Genomic DNA, 17,142 nt, shown 5'->3' with positions numbered 1-17,142 from the left:
GGCGGCGCGGAACATAGCACCCAATCCCCGGTTACCGAAACCGGGGATTCTCCGGACTCTTGTTCTCGGCCCGCACGGCATCAGCCCGGGTCCATCTCCGCATTCCCTTCCCCGTTTCCATGGAGGTCAATTCCCCATGCGCACCAGCCGCATAGCCGTCTCCGCCGCCGTTCTCGGCGCGCTCGCTCTCCCGCTCGTCTCCATCCCCACCGCCAGTGCCGCAACCCCCGTCACCAGCTGCTCGGCAAAGCCGCTCCCGTACAAGGTGCACACGAAGGCTGTGACGATCCGCTCCAAGGCGTCTGCCAAGTCCACGGCGCTCGGCGTGCTCTACCGCAGCCACAAGTTCACCGTCCACAAGAGCAGCGGGAACTGGCGCTACATCACGGACAAGACCACCGGCGTAAAGGGGTGGGTGTCCGGAACGTACGTCTACCGCGACACCGCCATGTGCCTGGACTAGCAGACCGGCCCGCAATTCCCCTCTTCGGCATCCGGGTTCGCGGACCGCTCCCCCACGGACTGGATCTGCAGTGCATTTTTCCCGCTCCCGAACAGCGAATGAAAGGAGCTTCTCCGTGCCCGAGTTCAGCGAGGACGTGATGGGCGTCGTCACTGAGCGGATCGAGGACCGCTTCCAGATGCCTCTCGCCGATCTGCGCCGGGCGGTTCAGGCGGCACCACAGGCCAACCCCGATGCCACCAGTGTCGTGCACTGGTACGGCCTGCTCGCCGAAACCCAGGACGCACTCGACACCGCGGAGGACGCGCTCGTCGAGGCGCTCGGCACGCACCCGGGCGAACTCGACGACGCTGTCATGGAGTTGGCGCACCGGGTCAACGCCGCTGTCACTGCACGTGATGGTCGCGTGATGGTCGTGAACTACCTCCTCGACCCCCTCGCCCCTGGCAAGCGCGGGCCTGGCGCCTGGCGTGGTGCCGGCCCCGCCGCGCGCCGCGCTCCGGCGCTGCCCACCTCGGCGCCCGCGCTGCCCGGCGAGCGGGGTATCCCGACGCGCGGGGTGACGCGATGAGCGTCATCGGCAAGTCCACCAGCCGCGACACCGCGCTGGAGGAGGCGTTCGGTGCCTCCGTCGCCGAGCTGTATGCGCAGGCAGCCCATCTTGAGGTCTGCGCCGCACTCCGCCGTGCGCTGGAACTGCGCAGCTTTCTCGCGGTCGCCGAGGAACAGGTCGTCCGCGTACTTGATCGCGTCCACGCCTCGATGTCCTGTGACCGCGACCTGGGCGATCTGTCCGCCGAGGACCTGCGCTGGGACGCCCAGTGGCTGGAGGTTGCGCTGGCCGGCCGGGACGGCTACGTCGCCGCCCTCGACGACCTCCTGCGGACCATGCCCGCTCCCGATCAACGCCCCGCGCAGCCGGTGCAGTTCGCCCAACCGAAGATCACCGCCACTGCTCCGTCCGCCCCGGCAACCGGCCGTGCCGGGGCGGTGCGGACCCACCGTCCCTGAAAGCCCGCCGATTGCCCGAGCCCGACGCCACCACCCACGCCATCTCCGAGATCATCGCCCAGCGCATCGAGGCGCTGTACGAACGGCCGCTCGGTGAGCTCGAAGCGCTCGCCGACAGCACCCCCGATGCCACCCTGCTCGCCGCGCTCACCGGCAGTCACAGCGATCTGGTGCTCGCTGAGCGCAACATCGCCTTCCAGCTGGAGAGGCTGCGCGAACTCATCGCCCCTGAGCGGGAGATCGGCCGTTTTGTCGCCGGTCACATCGTCGACTGCGCCCGCCGTATCGCCGAGTCCGTCGCCGCCCGTGACGCCTACGCCAAGAACACCGGCGCGGTCCTGGCAGGACTGCGCCGCGGACCGGCCCCCGACACCCCACCGCCGGCTGTGCCCGTACCCGCCGCCCCGGCGACCGCCGCCTCCCGCACCCGCTGATCTGCCCGCACTGCTTGAGGAGCCCCATCCTTGGCCACCACCGCTCAGCCCCCCACCACCCCGAACGACTACTCCAGCGTCACCAAGACGCTGGATCTGCTCGCCCCGCGCTGGAGCGTGTGGGTGCTGATGACCCTCTCCTCCCAGCCGCTGCGCTACGCCGAGATCAAACCCCGGCTGCCGTGGCTCGCCGACGGCCAGCTCCACCCCCGGCTGCGCCACCTCACCAACGCCGGCGTGGTCGAACGCACGGAGTACGCCCCGCGCCACGTCACTTACGGCCTCACTGGCCGGGGTGCCGAGCTGCTCCCCGTCCTGGCCGTGATCGCCTCTTGGGGCGACACCTACCTGGAGAAGCAGCTCGTCACGAGCAAGGCCACCGGTGAGCTGGAGCCCGAGCGGATCCCCCCGGCCCAGAACATCGACGACACGATCACTCTGATCGCCCCGCGGCACGCCACCCCGATCCTTATGACCCTGCAGGCCCGGGGCCGTGCGAGCGCCAAGACCCTGGCCACCGAGGCTATGCCTGGATACGTGCTGACTGCTGTCTACAAGCCCCTGGACCGACTGGTGGCAGACGGCCTCGTCACGGTCACAGGCAGCGGCGACTTCCAGCTGTCCGCCAGCGGCCAGGCACTCGCCCCCGTCTTCCAGGCCATCACTACGTGGGCTGTCCTCCCGTCCGCCGGGGCTGACCCGCTTCGCCGACCGGGGACCGCCCCGTCCCAGACCCGCTCCGGCACGTGGGCGACCACCCCGACGCGCCTTCCGGCACCCGCCATTCCGGCCGCATCGTCTGCCGGCCCTGCCCTGGTCACCACTCCGCCGCCGGACGGCCCGGCGTGGAAGTCCAGCGACCTCTTCTCCCACCAGATACCCGCCCGCCCCATCACGCCGGCAGGAGGCCCGCGTCGATGACAGCCGCCCTGCCCACCAGGGTCTTGCGCGAACGCCGCGCGATCCGGACCCTGTCCCTGCCCGGCCTGATACGCCTGATCACCGAGATCGACGACAACGGCCCGATCAGTCGCCAACGCGGCAGCCTGCAGGGCGCCCTCGGCGACCTCACCACCGGACAACTGCGCCACGCCATCGACACCGCACGCGACCTCGGCCTCATCCACGCCCGCGGACACGCCTTGGCCCGCTACCAGCTCACTGCGAGCGGCAAGGACCTGGCCGAGGTGTACGACACCGCAGCACGCTGGGCCCGAACCAACCAACTTCCCAGCCGCACCAGTGACTTCGTCGCGCGCGTTCAGCACGCCTTCCAGATGCAGGACGGCCCGGGGCAATCCGGAGCAGCGACCGAACCGTCGGCTCCGCGCGCGGCGCTGTCCGAGTGGCTTACGGCGTACCCCCGCGTCCTGCACCAGGACATCGCCCGCTCCTCCTGTGCGGCGGAGGAATCGGGGCGCGCTGCGTGAGATCCCGTGTCGGACCCTGGCGTGCCCGTCGCCCGGTCCCCACTCTGCTGCGCGGCATCTACCTGCCGCGCAGCACGGACGCTGCCGCGTTCGCCATGGCCACCTACGGCATCCCGCTGCTGGTTCTGGCCACCACCAACTCGGCCGCCCTGACCGGCCTCGCGTTCGCGCTGGAATGGGTGCCGAGACTGGGTTCGTTCGCCTTCGCAGGGGTTCTGGTCGACCGCCACGGGACCACCGCCGTGCTCCGTTTCGCCTCCGCGGGCCGGGCCGTGTTTGTCCTGGCCACCGCGTTCATCTTGCCAACGCAAGCGGGCCTCAGCGCGACGGTCACCGTCATGCTGCTCGCCGCGTCCACCGGGATCCTCACTGAATGCTCCTACATCGCGGCCGAGACCGCGGGCGGAGTCGCCGGCCGCGAGGCCGGCGCCCGCGCCCACCGCGTTCAGTCGGTGCTGCTCGGCATCGACCAGTTCGCCATGCTGGTCGGCCCCGCACTCGCCGGGCTACTCCTGCAGCGGGCCGGCGCCACCGGAATGCTGATCGTGATCGCCGTCTTCTCGCTGCTCACCAGCGTCTTGGCCCCGCGCCAGCGCCACCGGAGCAAGCCCGCCGCGCCGCAGCCCGTCCTTAAGGGGCTGCACACCGGCTGGTCGACCCTCCGCGCGCTACCGGCCCTCGGCTGGCTGGTGACCGGACTGACCGTCTCCAACCTGACCGTCGGCCTGCTGCAGGCCGCCACCCCAGTGATCATCGTCAAACAGCTCGGACACTCCACGGCCGACGTCGGGCTCATCTGGTCGGCAGCCGCCGTCGCCTCTCTCCTCGCGGTCGCCCTGTGCCGCCGGGCGATCGACCGCTTCGGCCTGTGGCCGGTCGGCGCCGTGTCCGCCACCATCGCCGCCTTGGCGTGCCTGGCCGTCTCCTTCGCCGACACCTACGGCAGCTATCTCACCCTGATCGCCGTCCTCATGGCCGGCGAGGGCGGCATGACCGTCGTGCTGCGCACCCTGCGCTCCCGCCTCATCCCCGCACCGGTGTTCGGCGCCACCCTGTCGCTGACCATCCTGCTGCTCCTGCTGCCCTTCCCCCTCGCCGGTGTCCTCGTCGCCACTGTGCCGCCTGCCCAGCTCGGCCATGTGATCACCATCTGCGCCGCACTGCAGGCGATGGGCCTCCTCTCATCCTTCGCCCGGCTGCGCACCACCCCCGCCCTGCGAACTTCTCTCACCTGACCTCCCGGAACACCCGACGGAGATCGCCGCCATACCCACCTCCCGCACCCTTGCCGATCTCTACGCCCTGCCGGTATCTCGCCCGTCGTTTCGAGCCACCGGGTCGGTCTCAGGGCGTTGTTCGAGGACCTGCGCTGGCAGCTGCCCGCGGGCGTGCGTGGACTGAACAACTCCTTCACCGCCCTGTACGCCCGCCAGTTGATCGAGGACCACCCCCAGTGGGCGTCTGCCTTCGAGCTGCGACGCCGCCGCACCCCCTGACCCAGGCGCTCTGCCTCAGCTCTTCGTTCCCCCGCACTGTTTGGAGCCTTGTTGTCCTCTCGCCCCGTCGTCCTGGTCGTTGCCGCCTCCGACATGGAGGCCCAGGCGTATCGCGGTACCTGCCTTCAGAGCGTTGCCGCCCACTGCGACGTCGTCCTGATCTCCGGCGTCGCGCCGACCTGGGAGAAGGAGTTCCTCCTCGACTACGAGGTCGCCGACCCCGCCGATCAGGCGGCGCTGACCGCGGCCGGGCACGCGCTCGCCGATCGGCACGCGCTGGCCGGCGTGATGACGTGGACCGAGTGGTACCTCATCACCGTCGCCCGACTGGCCCGCTGGCTCGGCGTGCCCACCACCGCTCCGGAGGCCCTCCAGGGCTGCCGCAACAAGCACACGAGCCGCAGCCTGTTCGCCCGCCACGGGGTGCCCTCCGCCGCCTCCGTCAGCGTGCGCACCGAGCACGAAGCGGAAGCCGCCGCCCGGCGCATCGGCTTCCCCGTTGTCCTCAAACCCGCCGCGCACGCCGCGAGCATGGGCGTCATCCGCGTCGACACCGCCGACCAGCTGCCAGCCGCGTACGCCTTCGCCGCCAAGACCGCCAGCCACGGAGTGGAGAGCACCCAGGTCCTGGTCGAGGAATACCTCGACGGCCCGGAGGTGAGTGTCGAGTGCGTCACCCACCAGGGACAGACCACTGTCGTCGCTGTCACCCGCAAGACCGTCGGCATGCCGCCCCACTTCGAGGAACTGGCGCACATGGTCGACGCGAACGACCCGCTCATTGCCACCGTGGCCCCGGCCGCCGTCGCGGCCATCGACGCCCTCGGCGTCACCGACGGCGTCAGCCACGTCGAGATCCGCGTGGTCGACGGCCGCCCCCGCCTCATCGAGGTCAACGCCCGGATCGCCGGCGACATGATCAGCCACCTCGTCCACCTGGCCACCGGCGTCGACCTCGCCCGTGCCGCCGCAGACATCGCCTGCGGACATACTCCCGACCTGACGCCGACTCGCCACCAGGCCGCGGCGATCCGCTTCATCTACCCGGCCTACTCCGGCACCCTCACCGCCCGCTGCGTCACGGAACCCACCAGGGGAGTGGAGCGCGTGCGCTTCCAGCGGCAGGCCGGGGACCAGCTCGTGCTGCCGCAGGACGGGGGCGATCTGTTCACCGCTCGCATCGGCTACCTGATCACCACCGGGCAGACCGCCACCATCGCCCAAGCCCGCGCCCAGGCGGCGTACCGCAACCTCGACGTCCAGGTGGCTGCGGTCGCGCAGGCGGCCGCGGTCACCCGGGAGCACGCCGCGTGAACCAGACCGCGGGGCCCGAGCTGGCGCGCAGCCGCCGTCTGCTGACCGGGTACTTTGCCGGCTTGGGTGTGGTGATGGCCGTCTTTGGCGCACGCATGCCGGCCGTTCAGAACACCGCCGAGGTGAGCACCGCCGGGCTCGCCCTGGTCCTGCTGGCCGCTGCCCTCGGCATGGTCGCTGGACTCCAGACCGGCGGACGCCTCGCCCACCCGGCCCGCCTGCCCGCACTGCTGACCGGCGGTGCCATCGCTCTCGCCGTCTGCCTTGCCGTCCTCGGGGTATGCCGCAGCCTGGAGAGCCTCCTGGTGGCGGCGTTCGTCTTCGGCACCGCACACGGCGTCCTCGACATCGCAGTCAATGCCGCTGCGGTCCGCTGCCAGAACGCTCACGGCCGCCCGATCATGGGCCGGTTGCACGCGAGTTTCAGCCTCGGCGGCCTCGCAGGCGCCGTACTGGCCTCAGCCACCGCCCACACCCCGCACACCGTCCTGTTCGCCGGCGTCGCAGCCATCGCCGCCACGGCGGCAGGTGCAGCGACGCGCCTTACCTGCTGTCTTGCCAGCCCTGGACTCGAGCCCGTCCACAACCGTGTGGCACCGGGCTTGGACGAGCGCGGGGGTCTGTCGCGGCCCCGGTTGTGGCTGCTGGGCGCACTGGCGGCCGGAACTCTGCTGGGCGAGGGGGCCGCTGCCGACTGGGCTGCCGTCCACCTGCACGACCTCGGTGCGACCGCCGCGACCAGCGCCGTGGCGTACGGCGTCTACAGCGCCGCCATGGCCGCCGGTCGCCTCGCCGGAGACCGGCTCACCGCCCGCTTCGGCGCTCCCGCTGTTGTCCGGGCCGGCGCCGCCCTGGCCGCGCTCGGCCTCGCAACCGGGCTTGCTGGCTCCACCATCGCCTTTGCCCTCCTGGGGTGGGCGGCCTTCGGCCTGGGGTTGTCCGTCACCATCCCCAGCCTGATCACCGCCGCAGGCATCGGCGGCCCCCGCGCGGTCGCCACCGTCGCGGTCACCGGCTACGTCGGCCTGCTCGCCGGACCCGCCCTCATCGGCGCCCTCGCCACCGTCACCGCCCTGCCGCACGCGCTGCTGCTGCCCGCCCTCCTCGCCGCCGCCGTCGCCGCTCTCGCTCCCAAAGCCCTGGAGAAACCCACCCCTTGACCCACACCTCCGTCTTCCCGAACGGCGTGGACGCCCTACTCCTCGACTACAACGGAGTCCTCGGACTCCAGCCCAGCACCGGCATGTGGACCCGCCTCGCCGACCTCGCCGAGTGGCCCGACCGACACCTCCCCTCCTTCCAAGAAGCCTTCTGGGCCCCCCGGAACGCGTACGACGCAGGTGAACTGAGCGATCTCGCCTACTGGGCGAAGGTGCTCGGGCACCATCCCGGCGCGCGGTGGCTGCGCACGCTGCGGGCCGCCGATACCGCCATGTGGACCCGTACCGACCCGCGCGTCCTCGACATCCTGTACCGCGCCCGGGCCGCGGGGCTGCCTCTGGTGCTGCTCTCCAACGCCCCGGCCATCTTAGCGACGTCCTGGACGCCACCGACTGGCGGCGCGATCTGATGAGTGACGCCCTGTACTCCGCCCGCCTGGGCCGGTGCAAGCCCGATTCGGCCGTGTACGAGCACGCCCTGGCGGCCACCGGCGTCGCCGACCCGGGACGCGTGCTGTTCGTCGACGACCGCGAGGACAACTGCAGGGCCGCCGCCGAGTTGGGCCTGCGCGCCCTGCACTACGCCGGCCAACCCGCAGACCTGGAACACCAGTTGCTACCCGCACTTGCGAACAGCACGCGTACCTGACCAGAACTGCGTGCTCATCCCCCAGCCTCAACCTCAGGACTTTCGTGCCCGACACCGTAGAGATCGACGGCGACAACTACGTATCCCCGCGCTACCTCGCAGGCAGCACGTGCGACGCAGACCCCGCGCTGGAGCCGCTCCTCGCGCTTGGCTTCGACCTCCATCACGACAACCTCGCCAACGCCTACGTCACTGCGCCCGACCACCGCGTCCGACTCGGATTCCTGCCCGAGGGCGACGACGACGGACTGTGGCGGATCAACGCCTACCGCGACCGCTTCGCCCCGCCCGCGTGGGGCGTCAGTTTCAATGACACCGCACCCACGGAGTTCGTCACCGCCTTCACCACCGCCCTCGCTCAGGCGTACACCGCCGGCCCCGACATCTACCTCGCCGAGCCCGACCTCAAGGACCCCGAGCTCGGCGCCTTCGACGCCGTCGTCCCGCTCATCAAAAACGGCTGGCAGTTTCAGCACCCGCGCTGGGGCGTGATGGAACTGCAGTCCCCGGACGGGATGGCCACCTGTGAGTACACCACCGGCCGCCTCGACCCGGAGAAGGAACTCACCACCCTGGAGGCCCGCTGGCATCTGTGGGGCGGACCGAAGAACGGGTATGCCCGCTGGTACGCCACCGCCACCACCAACACCCCCACCGCTCTAGTGAAGGCCATCACCCAGAGCGTGTCCGACCCTGCGCCCCTGCCACGCTGGAGGGACTCGATGCTCCCTGGGTTGCGCGAGGCCGCACAGCTCACTCCCGTCACACCGCCCGCGCCCCCAGTTCCGACCCCGCTCGACGTCCAGCGCGCCCTCACCCGCCGACCGCCGGCACTCGGCACCCGCAGCGTCCCACGCTGGAGCACGGCCACCCTTCCTCCGCCGCCCGCCGCCCCACGCACGGCAGCGCGCCGCTGATCCGCCGCCGCCCACGACCAGCAACTCTCCCCCGCCGAAAGGACCTTGTGGCACTCAGCCCTCTGGACGATCTCGACGACCACGACGTGGTCGAGGTCCTGCCCCGCCACCTCGCCGGCCCCGGCATCCACGAGCTCGTCGACGTATGGCCCTTCCCTTTCGATCAGGGCTGGACCCTCCACCACTCCGGAGACGGCCCGGCCATCGTGATCAGTCCCGGCATGCGGCTGCTCGCCGGGCACATACCGTCCGAGGATCACGTGCGCGGTGGCGAGTGGCTGATCGCCGCACACAAGGACCCCTTCCGACCGGCCACCTGGACGGCCACGCTGGATGCCAGTACCCCCGTCGAACTCGTTCGCGACCTGTATGCCGAAGTGCTCGCGCTGTGCGAGGCGGACAGACGGGGCGAACGCAACCTGCTGCGCCCAGACGACGTCCGCCCCCAAGACGTATACCTGCCGCTGCTCACCGCCGGCTGGCAACACACGGTCAAGACGGACGGAGTCCAGTACTTCCGCAGCCCGGACGGCTACGGCGTGCTGCAACACGCCTACGTGCACAAGAACGTGGCCGCACCCCGCTGGTCCGCGTGGGGCGGGCCACCGGACCACCCGCTGTGGAAGGCCACGTTCTCCTCCGCCGTGCCCGCCTCCCTGGTCGCGGCGTTCGCTTCCTCCCTGGCCTCACCCGTGCCGCTCGCCCGCGCCGTGTGGAACATTCCGGCCGACACCCGACTCCATCTCACCCTCCCAGCCGCTCTGACCGATGCCGCCGCCCGCCAGGGCGCCCCGGCACAGAGCCGAGCGTCGGCACCCTCGTCGCCGACTCTGCCGTCCGCGCACGCCAGGGTCAGCGCCCCGGGCACCGGGCCCGCGCCGACCGTCCGTCCCGCCCCGTCGGCCGGCCGACCCAGGTAGTCGCCCCGCAGAACCGTCCGCTGCCGAGGAGCACCACCACCGTTGTCCCTCCACGCCCAGCACTTCTTCACCGACCTGCTCGACCTGCCCGTCCACGAACGACGAGTGATCGGCGACGCCTGCTACGCCGTCCTCTCGCCCGACTCCCCGCTGCGGCTGCGCATCGAGTTCGCCCAGACCATCCGAGAACGCGAGTACGGCGGACTGCGCCTGAGCCTCCTCCACCCGGACCGCGGCGCCCTCGACCACGCGTACCTGTCCTTCGCCGACCACGGCACGTTCGCCGTCCGGGACGCCCGCCTCGGCAAACAGCCCGGACATGACGGCTACGGCACCGTACGGGACTGGCACCACGACGACACCTCACCCTGGATCGGCGCCGCCGTCATACCCCTGAGCCATGCCATCCAGGACTACCTGAAGGTCTGGACGCCCGAACCGTCCCCAACCAGCAGCGCCGACAGCGCACGGCGGCGACCGGCTCAGCTCGATACGGATCCTGAGCCGGCCCGGGGGTGCTGGCTCACAGACGCCGACTTCCTCACCCGCCTCCACCAGGCCACGGCCCTCTGGCTCGACATCGTCGACAGCGTCCTCGACGACGGCCTTCCCCTCACTCAAGCCCTGGCCGGCAGCCGCGAGCACGCTGCCCAACTGCTCAACATTCCACCGGCGTTCGGCCTCCTGATCGAAGCCGAGGCTGCGGCCCGGATCGTGCATGCCCTCGGCCTACCGGCGGGCACACTGCGCGGTGCCTTTGTCGCGCAGGGCCTATCGCACATCGCGACGTTGCCCGTCGAGGACCAACACCACCTCGTCCGGGCCGCCGCCCGCGGAAGCACGATCGACGCCCCCGCGCACCTTCCAGGGCAAACACGTCCGGCCCCGCCGCCCCAGCCGTCGCCGGCCCGTACCCGCTGACCGGCATTATCCCGCTTGCACCGACGGGCAGCCCTGCCCGCGTCCCCTCCAGGAGAGTTCCTTCTTGCGTATCCGTTCCGCCCACCGCCTGTCCGCCGCGGCCGTCACCGTTGCCACGGCGACCGGTGCGCTGGCCTTGGCCCCAGCCGCCTCCGCGAAAACCCCCGAGCCGAGCCCATCCACGTCCGCCACCGCGCTGAGCGCGGCCGGGAACGGCAGCGTCACCATCCTGAAGAAGGACCCGGGCGGCCATGTTCTCGCCGGCGCCACGTTCACCGTGCTCGACTCCATCGGCAAGCAGGCCGCCAGCGGAACCACCGACGCCGAGGGCCAGCTGACCTTCCAGGACCTCGCGCCCGGTGTCTACCGGCTCAAGGAGCTCTCCAGCGGCAGCCCGCTGCACGAGGTCATCGACGACCAGGACGTCATCGTCACCCCCGGTGCCGACACCCCACTCACCATCATCGACCCGTTCAAGCCCGCCTCAGTTCGGCTGAAGGTCAAGGACGACAAGACCGGCAAGCTGCTGTCCGGATCCACGGTCAACATCGGCAGCGGCGACAAGACCATCCTGACGTTGACCACCGGCTCCGACGGCACGGCCAGCGGCAAGCTGCCCATCAACTCCCGTACCGGCAGCGACTTCTGGGTCATGCAGGTGAAGGCTCCCGCCGGCTACGAGATCTACAAGCCCTCGAAGGCATTCAAGGCCAAGCCGGGCGCCCCCGTGACCGTGACCGTCACCAACGCCAAGACCGCCACCACCCCGCCGCCAACGGAGAAGCCGAACAACAAGCCCACCGACAAACCGAGCGACCAACCGAGCGACCGGACCGCCCCGGACAAGCCCGGCCAGGAAGAGGACACCTCGACGCCGTCTGTATCGGGTACCCCGACGTCCGACGAGACCGCGGCGAGCATCGCGGCCCCCGCCCCCGCGCGCTCGCTCGCGCACACCGGCGCAGACGCCACCCCGTGGCTGATCGGCGGCGCCGGAGTCCTGATCGCTGCCGGCGGAGGCGCCCTCTGCGTGGCCCGCCGCCGACCCACGGACAACTCCACCGACGACGGCTCCACCGCGAGCTGACCTCACCTGCCTCACTCCCCAAAGCCCCCGGGATCGAATCGTTCGATCCCGGGGGCTTTGGCGTGGGCGTTTACGCGGGGCCCAGCTGATGGAGGCGCTGGTGGCCGGGCGCCGCCCCGTTGCCGGGCTACTGCCGACCGCAAGCACCTTGATCGAGTGATTCCGTAACACGTACGCTGACGGCCGTTACTGTGTGTGGCGCAGGGTGAACAGACCGCTGAACGCGGTTCGCTCGGGTTGCCTGCGGGATGCGGGGGTGCAGGTTGTACAACTCCATGCCGGTGGCAGCTGGTGTTCCGCCCATCCATTTCGGAGTGCACGAACTGCGGACCGGGAGCGCGGACGGGGCGCGGGCCGACTTCGAGAAGATGCTCGCGCAGCTCGCGAGTGCGACTAATCCGAACGTCCGGATGATCGCCGCGAATCCGGGCGACTGGGGAATCGACGCTTTCGCCGGTGACCTCGGGGGCGCCATCACGGTTTGGCAGTCCAAATACTTCATGCCGAAGACCACAACCAGCCAGTCGCAGCAGATTCGCGAGTCCCTCGCGAACGGGCTGAAAGCCGCAGCGGCCAACGGTCACACCATCACGCTCTGGATCCTGTGCATCCCCTCCAGCATGGACGGGCCGGCAGCCCAATGGTGGGACGGCTGGAAGAAGCGGCAGGAGAAGGCGCATGGCCTCGTCATCGAGCTGTGGGACGAGACCAAGCTCGTGAAGAAGCTGCTGAGCCCCGAAGGTGACCAGGTACGCCGCGCTTATTACGAGCCCTTCACGGCGCCCGCCGCCCCCGCCCAGGAGCAGATACGCCTCGTGCTGGACGTGGAGGAGGACAAGGCGGCGGCGCTCGACTCGGCTCTGTTCGTGCGCCAGATGACCGAGGCCGGCCACGTCGAACTGGACTCGGCGAAACGGCAGTTCTTCAACGCCGACCTGGTGGCGCGCGAAGTCGCGCACAAGGGCGTGCCGGCTGAGGTTGCTGCACTGAGCTCTGCTGACGCCACCCTTCACGGGGTGTGGGAGATGCAGTTCAACGAGTGTTCGGCCGAGGGCGCCCTCGCTGCTCTGCACGGCCGGGTGTGGCGCGAGGTGCGCGGCGAGCACGACAAACTGCCCAAGGTGCTGCGTCTGGAGGTGACGCACAGTTGGGGTCTGGTCCACCGGCTGGTCGACAACCGTCGGGCAGGGTGGGTCACGCACTGGCGGCAGATCGCGAGCGGTCATGCCGACGACTGAGGTTTCGCGTCCCTCCGTACCGCTCGACCACTGATGAGGAGCATGCCGTGCAAGCAGACCGGCCGGTTGTGATGCCCGAGGACGAGGTACCTTTCCGTCTCGCTCAACTGCTGCTGCTCCTTGACTCCGTTGCCGCGCAGGACGCAAACGGGGCCACCCTGGAACGCATCGGGTACTACGACTTCCTGTCCGCGAACCCCTTCCTCGTAGTTCCCTCCGAGGGCAGGGACGCGAGCCTCCTCCGGCTGGCCGGATTCGACCCGCAGGTCCTTGCCTACGCGTCCTCTTCGCAGAGATTCACGAGCCGGCGAGAACGGATCCAGCACGACTTGGCGCTCCTGGTGGCCTATGGGTGCTGCCAGGTCCGAAATCGCAACGGCTCCCTCACCTACTCGATCACAGAGGCCGGTCAGCACCTCGGCGGGCAGTTCACCGCCACTTACGCCACGTCCTTTGCTACCGCCGCAGACATCGTCGTCCGGCAGCTCCGCAAACTCAGCGACAAAAGGCTGCGCGAGCAGACCGCACGGTGGCTCAGGCCGGACGGACCCGACGGGCCCGCGGCTGCCCTCATGAGCGTCCTGGGGCCAGGCCCGATGCTGGAAACGTCCTGGGAGGGATGATCACCATGGAGCCGCTTCCCGGCATCCGGATCCGCCGTCTGCGCCTGGTCGGCACGGAGCGGTCCTACGACGTCGATTTCACCGCCGAACAACAGGTACGGAACCTCTCCGTCATCGCCGGGGCATTCAGCTCCGGCAAAACAGCGGTCCTGGAATTCATCGCCTACGGGCTCGGCGCGAAACGGCACCCCCGCCACCAGGAGGTGCTGCGAAGGGTCCGTTCATGCCTCCTGGAGGTCGAGCTCTCCGGCGAGCCGCACGTGATCGAGCGGTCGGTCGGAGAGCCCTCGAAGGTCGCCTTCGTACGCCGCGGAACGCTCGACAGCAGGCCCGCGTCCAGGGCCGAAAGCAGGCTCATCGACCCGCCCGGGGCACCGGAGAGCCTGTCCTCTCTCCTCCTGAGTCACTGCAAGCTCGAAGGCGTTCAGCTACGCGAAGCGCCCACCAACAGCGAATCCCGCACGGACCCGCTCAGCTTCCGCGACTTGATGTGGCTCGCCTTCCTGCCCAACGAACGCGTCGCGGACAAGAACTTCCTGTTCGAGAACGACTACATGCGCAAGCACAAACTGCGACAGGTCGTCGACGTCTCCTTCGGGGTCCACGACGATCGCGCCGTCGAACTCGGCCAGCGCATCCAGGAACTCGGTGGCCGGCTCAACCGCGCCAAAGCCGAACTCGCAGCAGCCCGTACCTTCGTCGTGGAGCAGGCTCCCACCGCACTGGACGGTGAACCCACACCTGCCGTCCACGAACAGGAGCTGGCTGACATCACGAGCCAGCTCACGGAGTTGGACCGCCGGGCGCAGGCGGGAACGGAATTCGCGGCTCAGCTGCGCCACCAGCACAAAGAGGCGGCCCAGACTTCTCACCGGGCGGCAGCGGTCCTGCGGGACTGCGAAACACAGCTCCAACGCCTGATGCCCCTCCGCGCACAGTACGCCGACGATCTCCTCAAGCTCGGCATGCTCGGCGAGGCACAGCAGATCTTCGACCCCCTGAGCGTCACCACCTGCCCCGCCTGCCTGAACCGGCTGTCGGCTCCCCCCACCGCCAACAACGGAAGTTGCAGCCTCTGCCGCCACGAACTGACAGCAGCAGAAGGGACGTTGGTCCTGGGCGCTGTCGACATCGGCAGCCAGGCCGGAGACAACCGGGTGGACGTCGCAGCCGAGACCCGGTCCACCAAGGCCCGCCTCAGGGAGATCACCACCTACATCGACGAGCTCGGCGCCTCGCTCGTCACACTCAAACTCCGGGCGGAAGAGGCGGCCGTCCGGGAAGAGGAAGCCGCCGCCGCACTGGACGCCGCGACGTCGCCCTCCGTCTCACCGTTCCTCGCCGCCCGCGACGACCTCCACCGAAGGCGCGAACAGGTCCTGCGCCAACTCGAACAGGCCGAGAGCGCGGTCAAACTCCGCGAAGGACTTGCCAAACGGGCCGACGCCGTGGAACGCCACGAAGGCCAGATCGCCCGTCTCCGAGAGGAACTCGCACGACTCGGAGACGCCTCCCACGACCGCGATCGGGTCATCGCCAAGATCAGCGGCCGATACGGCGAGCTCCTGCGAGCCTGGCGCTACCCCAAGGTCAGTACGCCCTTCATCAAGACCGACCTCACCCCCTTCGTGCGCGGTGAGCCGTACCAGGAAGCCTCATCCGGCGCCCGCACGCTGCTCACCCTGGCCTGGCAGCTGGCAGTCTTCGAAATCGCCATCGAAGCAGGGGCCGCACACCCGGGATTCCTCATGATCGACAGCCCCCAGAAGAACCTCGGCCACGGCGGCACCCTCGATGCCGTGATCGCGGACGCCGTCGCGATCGACGACTTCTATCACCACCTCTCCCTCTGGCTCGCAGAGCGCGGTAGCCGAGCACAGCTCATCGTCGCCGACAACAGCCCGCCACCGCTGGTGGAGAGCAGTGTGGTGGTGCGCTACAGCCGCAACGAGGACCGTCCGCCGTACGGGCTGATCGAGGACGAAACCAGTGCGGACGAAGAGGCAGAAGCCGACGCGTGAAACGCCCTCCCAAACACGGGGCCTTTCCTCGGTAGCAGGCTGACCCCAACAGGCGCAGTGTCGCGGATCACTCACTCAGCAGTTGAAGCGCGGGCTCGATCCTGACGTCAGCCCGGCAGCCGCGTGTCGGTCAGCATCAGTGGCTGCCGGGTCTCAGACGGGTTGGGCGGACCATGGCGCGGTAGAGGGCAGCGGAGGCGAGAAGTGATGTCAGCTCCCAGATACGCCACCACTGGTTGACATCCAACCTAGTCGGCCCAGGTCAACAGGTTGCACACGACTGACCTTGCTGTAGGGCCAGATCGCTGACCTGCGATGTCTCACGGCCCGCTATGACCCAGGACGGCTTTGCGGTCGGAGTTCGTTCTGCCGCCGGATGCTCGACCGCAACGTCACGCTGCGCGGGGGCATCGCCCCGGCCCGCGCCTGCATTCCCAAACTCCTGCCGAGTGCGCTCTCCGGGGCCCTCGATCCGGGTCTGTCGTCGACGGTGCCGTCTCCCTGGCCGAGGTGCCGGACGGTTATCGGGCGATGGACGACCGGTCGGCGCTGAAAGTGCGCATCACCGTCAGAGTGCGGGGGCCGGCGGCACGGGCGTGGTTCCTCGCGTGCCGCCAGCGCCCTCGTGATGTCAGGCGGCGCGCTTCACGTGGCGGACCAGCCACATCAGCAGGGCATCCAGGTCGGCGGCGGCCGAGAGGACCCGGTCGACCGCCTCGGGGGTGTGCAGCCACTGCTCGCAGCCGAGGGGACGGGCGGCGATCAGCGAACGGTGGCGCAGCAGGTTCGTACGGGAGTGGTCCGTCGGATAGCCGCGCGGGGGGCGTTTCATCACGTCCCCGGAGATGTCGTAGCCCTTGTTCCGCACGTCCTCGACGATGGCGGACAGTTCGCGGCCGCTCCTCTCGGAGGCCACGGCTTTGCGGAACATGTCCACCTGGCCGGGATCGGGGTACCACCAGGCGCCCTGGATCCGCAGGCCGTCCAGGGAGAACCGGAGACCGATCTCGATCTTGCGGCCGAGCCGGATCACCGCGCCCTGGTGCTGCCACCACCAGGAGTTGGTGCGGTAGTGCCAGACGGAGAAGTCCTCGTACCGGGGGTCGGTGTCCGCGACCTCGTTGAGCAGGGCGATCATCGGCTGCCGGACCAGGCGTTCGCGGTCCGCGCGGCAGCGCTCGCGGGTCGCGTGGGTCGGTTCGCCCTGGAGCTGCCACAACACGTCCATGGCCTGCTCCGGCCAACCGGTGAACTGTCCGCGCATGCGCGCAGGCTAGCTCACCCATGATCCGCGCGCGGAGAGTGAGACGGGCAGGGAGGCGTAACCCCAGACAAGGTGGGAGGTGCTGCGGCGGGGCTCGCCGGCCAGGTCGATGTGCCGTGCACGGTGGGCGAGTTCGTTGAGAAGCACGGAGAGTGCCTTCGCTATGCAGCGGGCAGTGAGATTAAAGGTTGTCC

At 69.8% G+C, this 17,142-nt stretch carries 19 protein-coding genes and 1 pseudogene; 18 read left to right on the top strand and 2 right to left on the bottom strand.

Annotation, left to right across the window (positions count from 1 at the left end):
• The first annotated feature begins 136 nt into the window (after positions 1-136).
• From ACFY1L_RS05035 to ACFY1L_RS04950, 18 genes and pseudogenes are all read left to right on the top strand, one after another.
• A complete protein-coding gene (locus tag ACFY1L_RS05035; RefSeq protein ID WP_388818252.1) occupies positions 137-463 on the top strand; it encodes an SH3 domain-containing protein in 327 nt (108 codons plus the stop codon).
• Positions 464-578: 115 nt separating this feature from the next.
• Positions 579-1,034 carry a hypothetical protein gene (locus ACFY1L_RS05030; protein ID WP_388818249.1) on the top strand — a complete coding sequence of 152 codons (456 nt, stop codon included), beginning with the start codon at positions 579-581 and terminating at the stop codon, positions 1,032-1,034.
• Complete coding sequence (locus tag ACFY1L_RS05025) at positions 1,031-1,474, top strand: hypothetical protein (protein WP_388818246.1); 444 nt, start codon at positions 1,031-1,033, stop codon at positions 1,472-1,474. The genes ACFY1L_RS05030 and ACFY1L_RS05025 overlap by 4 nt, the downstream gene beginning before the upstream one ends.
• Positions 1,475-1,485: 11 nt before the next feature.
• Entirely contained in the window at positions 1,486-1,908 is a 423-nt protein-coding gene (locus tag ACFY1L_RS05020; RefSeq protein WP_388818243.1) for a hypothetical protein, read from the top strand.
• Between the two features lie 30 nt (positions 1,909-1,938).
• Complete coding sequence (locus tag ACFY1L_RS05015) at positions 1,939-2,829, top strand: winged helix-turn-helix transcriptional regulator (protein ID WP_388818240.1); 891 nt, start codon at positions 1,939-1,941, stop codon at positions 2,827-2,829.
• A complete protein-coding gene (locus ACFY1L_RS05010; RefSeq protein WP_388818237.1) occupies positions 2,826-3,338 on the top strand; it encodes a hypothetical protein in 513 nt (170 codons plus the stop codon). The genes ACFY1L_RS05015 and ACFY1L_RS05010 overlap by 4 nt, the downstream gene beginning before the upstream one ends.
• Positions 3,335-4,573 (top strand): MFS transporter, encoded by a 1,239-nt coding sequence (locus ACFY1L_RS05005; RefSeq protein ID WP_388818234.1) that lies wholly within the window; start codon positions 3,335-3,337, stop codon positions 4,571-4,573. The genes ACFY1L_RS05010 and ACFY1L_RS05005 overlap by 4 nt, the downstream gene beginning before the upstream one ends.
• Positions 4,574-4,690: 117 nt before the next feature.
• Positions 4,691-4,834, top strand: coding sequence for a hypothetical protein (locus ACFY1L_RS05000; protein ID WP_388818231.1), 144 nt, complete (start codon positions 4,691-4,693; stop codon positions 4,832-4,834).
• 93 nt (positions 4,835-4,927) lie between these two features.
• A complete protein-coding gene (locus ACFY1L_RS04995) occupies positions 4,928-6,148 on the top strand; it encodes an ATP-grasp domain-containing protein (RefSeq protein ID WP_388818967.1) in 1,221 nt (406 codons plus the stop codon).
• Positions 6,145-7,308, top strand: coding sequence for an MFS transporter (locus ACFY1L_RS04990; protein ID WP_388818228.1), 1,164 nt, complete (start codon positions 6,145-6,147; stop codon positions 7,306-7,308). Before ACFY1L_RS04995 ends, ACFY1L_RS04990 begins: the two co-directional genes overlap by 4 nt.
• Positions 7,305-7,957: pseudogene (locus ACFY1L_RS04985) on the top strand (HAD family hydrolase). Before ACFY1L_RS04990 ends, ACFY1L_RS04985 begins: the two are co-directional and overlap by 4 nt.
• Before the next feature lie 44 nt (positions 7,958-8,001).
• Entirely contained in the window at positions 8,002-8,874 is an 873-nt protein-coding gene (locus ACFY1L_RS04980; protein WP_388818225.1) for a DUF317 domain-containing protein, read from the top strand.
• Between the two features lie 47 nt (positions 8,875-8,921).
• Positions 8,922-9,794 (top strand): DUF317 domain-containing protein, encoded by an 873-nt coding sequence (locus tag ACFY1L_RS04975; protein WP_388818222.1) that lies wholly within the window; start codon positions 8,922-8,924, stop codon positions 9,792-9,794.
• 42 nt (positions 9,795-9,836) lie between these two features.
• Entirely contained in the window at positions 9,837-10,715 is an 879-nt protein-coding gene (locus tag ACFY1L_RS04970) for a hypothetical protein (protein WP_388818219.1), read from the top strand.
• A gap of 64 nt (positions 10,716-10,779) precedes the next feature.
• A complete protein-coding gene (locus ACFY1L_RS04965) occupies positions 10,780-11,802 on the top strand; it encodes a SpaA isopeptide-forming pilin-related protein (protein ID WP_388818217.1) in 1,023 nt (340 codons plus the stop codon).
• Positions 11,803-12,116: 314 nt separating this feature from the next.
• On the top strand, positions 12,117-13,040 hold the full coding sequence (locus tag ACFY1L_RS04960) for a serine/threonine protein kinase (protein WP_388818214.1): 924 nt from the start codon (positions 12,117-12,119) through the stop codon (positions 13,038-13,040).
• A 47-nt stretch (positions 13,041-13,087) separates the two neighbouring features.
• Positions 13,088-13,663 (top strand): ABC-three component system middle component 2, encoded by a 576-nt coding sequence (locus tag ACFY1L_RS04955; RefSeq protein WP_388818211.1) that lies wholly within the window; start codon positions 13,088-13,090, stop codon positions 13,661-13,663.
• Positions 13,664-13,668: 5 nt separating this feature from the next.
• A complete protein-coding gene (locus tag ACFY1L_RS04950) occupies positions 13,669-15,684 on the top strand; it encodes a DNA recombination protein RecN (RefSeq protein WP_388818208.1) in 2,016 nt (671 codons plus the stop codon).
• 631 nt (positions 15,685-16,315) lie between these two features.
• On the opposite strand, the gene ACFY1L_RS04945 is transcribed toward ACFY1L_RS04950, so the two are convergent.
• Both ACFY1L_RS04945 and ACFY1L_RS04940 read right to left on the bottom strand, forming a co-directional pair.
• On the bottom strand, positions 16,316-16,948 hold the full coding sequence (locus ACFY1L_RS04945) for a DUF2461 family protein (protein ID WP_388818205.1): 633 nt from the start codon (positions 16,946-16,948) through the stop codon (positions 16,316-16,318).
• 9 nt (positions 16,949-16,957) lie between these two features.
• Complete coding sequence (locus ACFY1L_RS04940) at positions 16,958-17,095, bottom strand: hypothetical protein (RefSeq protein WP_388818202.1); 138 nt, start codon at positions 17,093-17,095, stop codon at positions 16,958-16,960.
• Positions 17,096-17,142 lie beyond the last annotated feature (47 nt).

The sequence above is a fragment of the Streptomyces sp. NPDC001663 genome, assembly GCF_042893105.1.
Classification (GTDB): Bacteria; Actinomycetota; Actinomycetes; order Streptomycetales; family Streptomycetaceae; genus Streptomyces.
The sequence above is the reverse complement of the archived record's forward strand: the minus strand, read 5'-3'. Positions and strand labels throughout refer to the sequence as shown.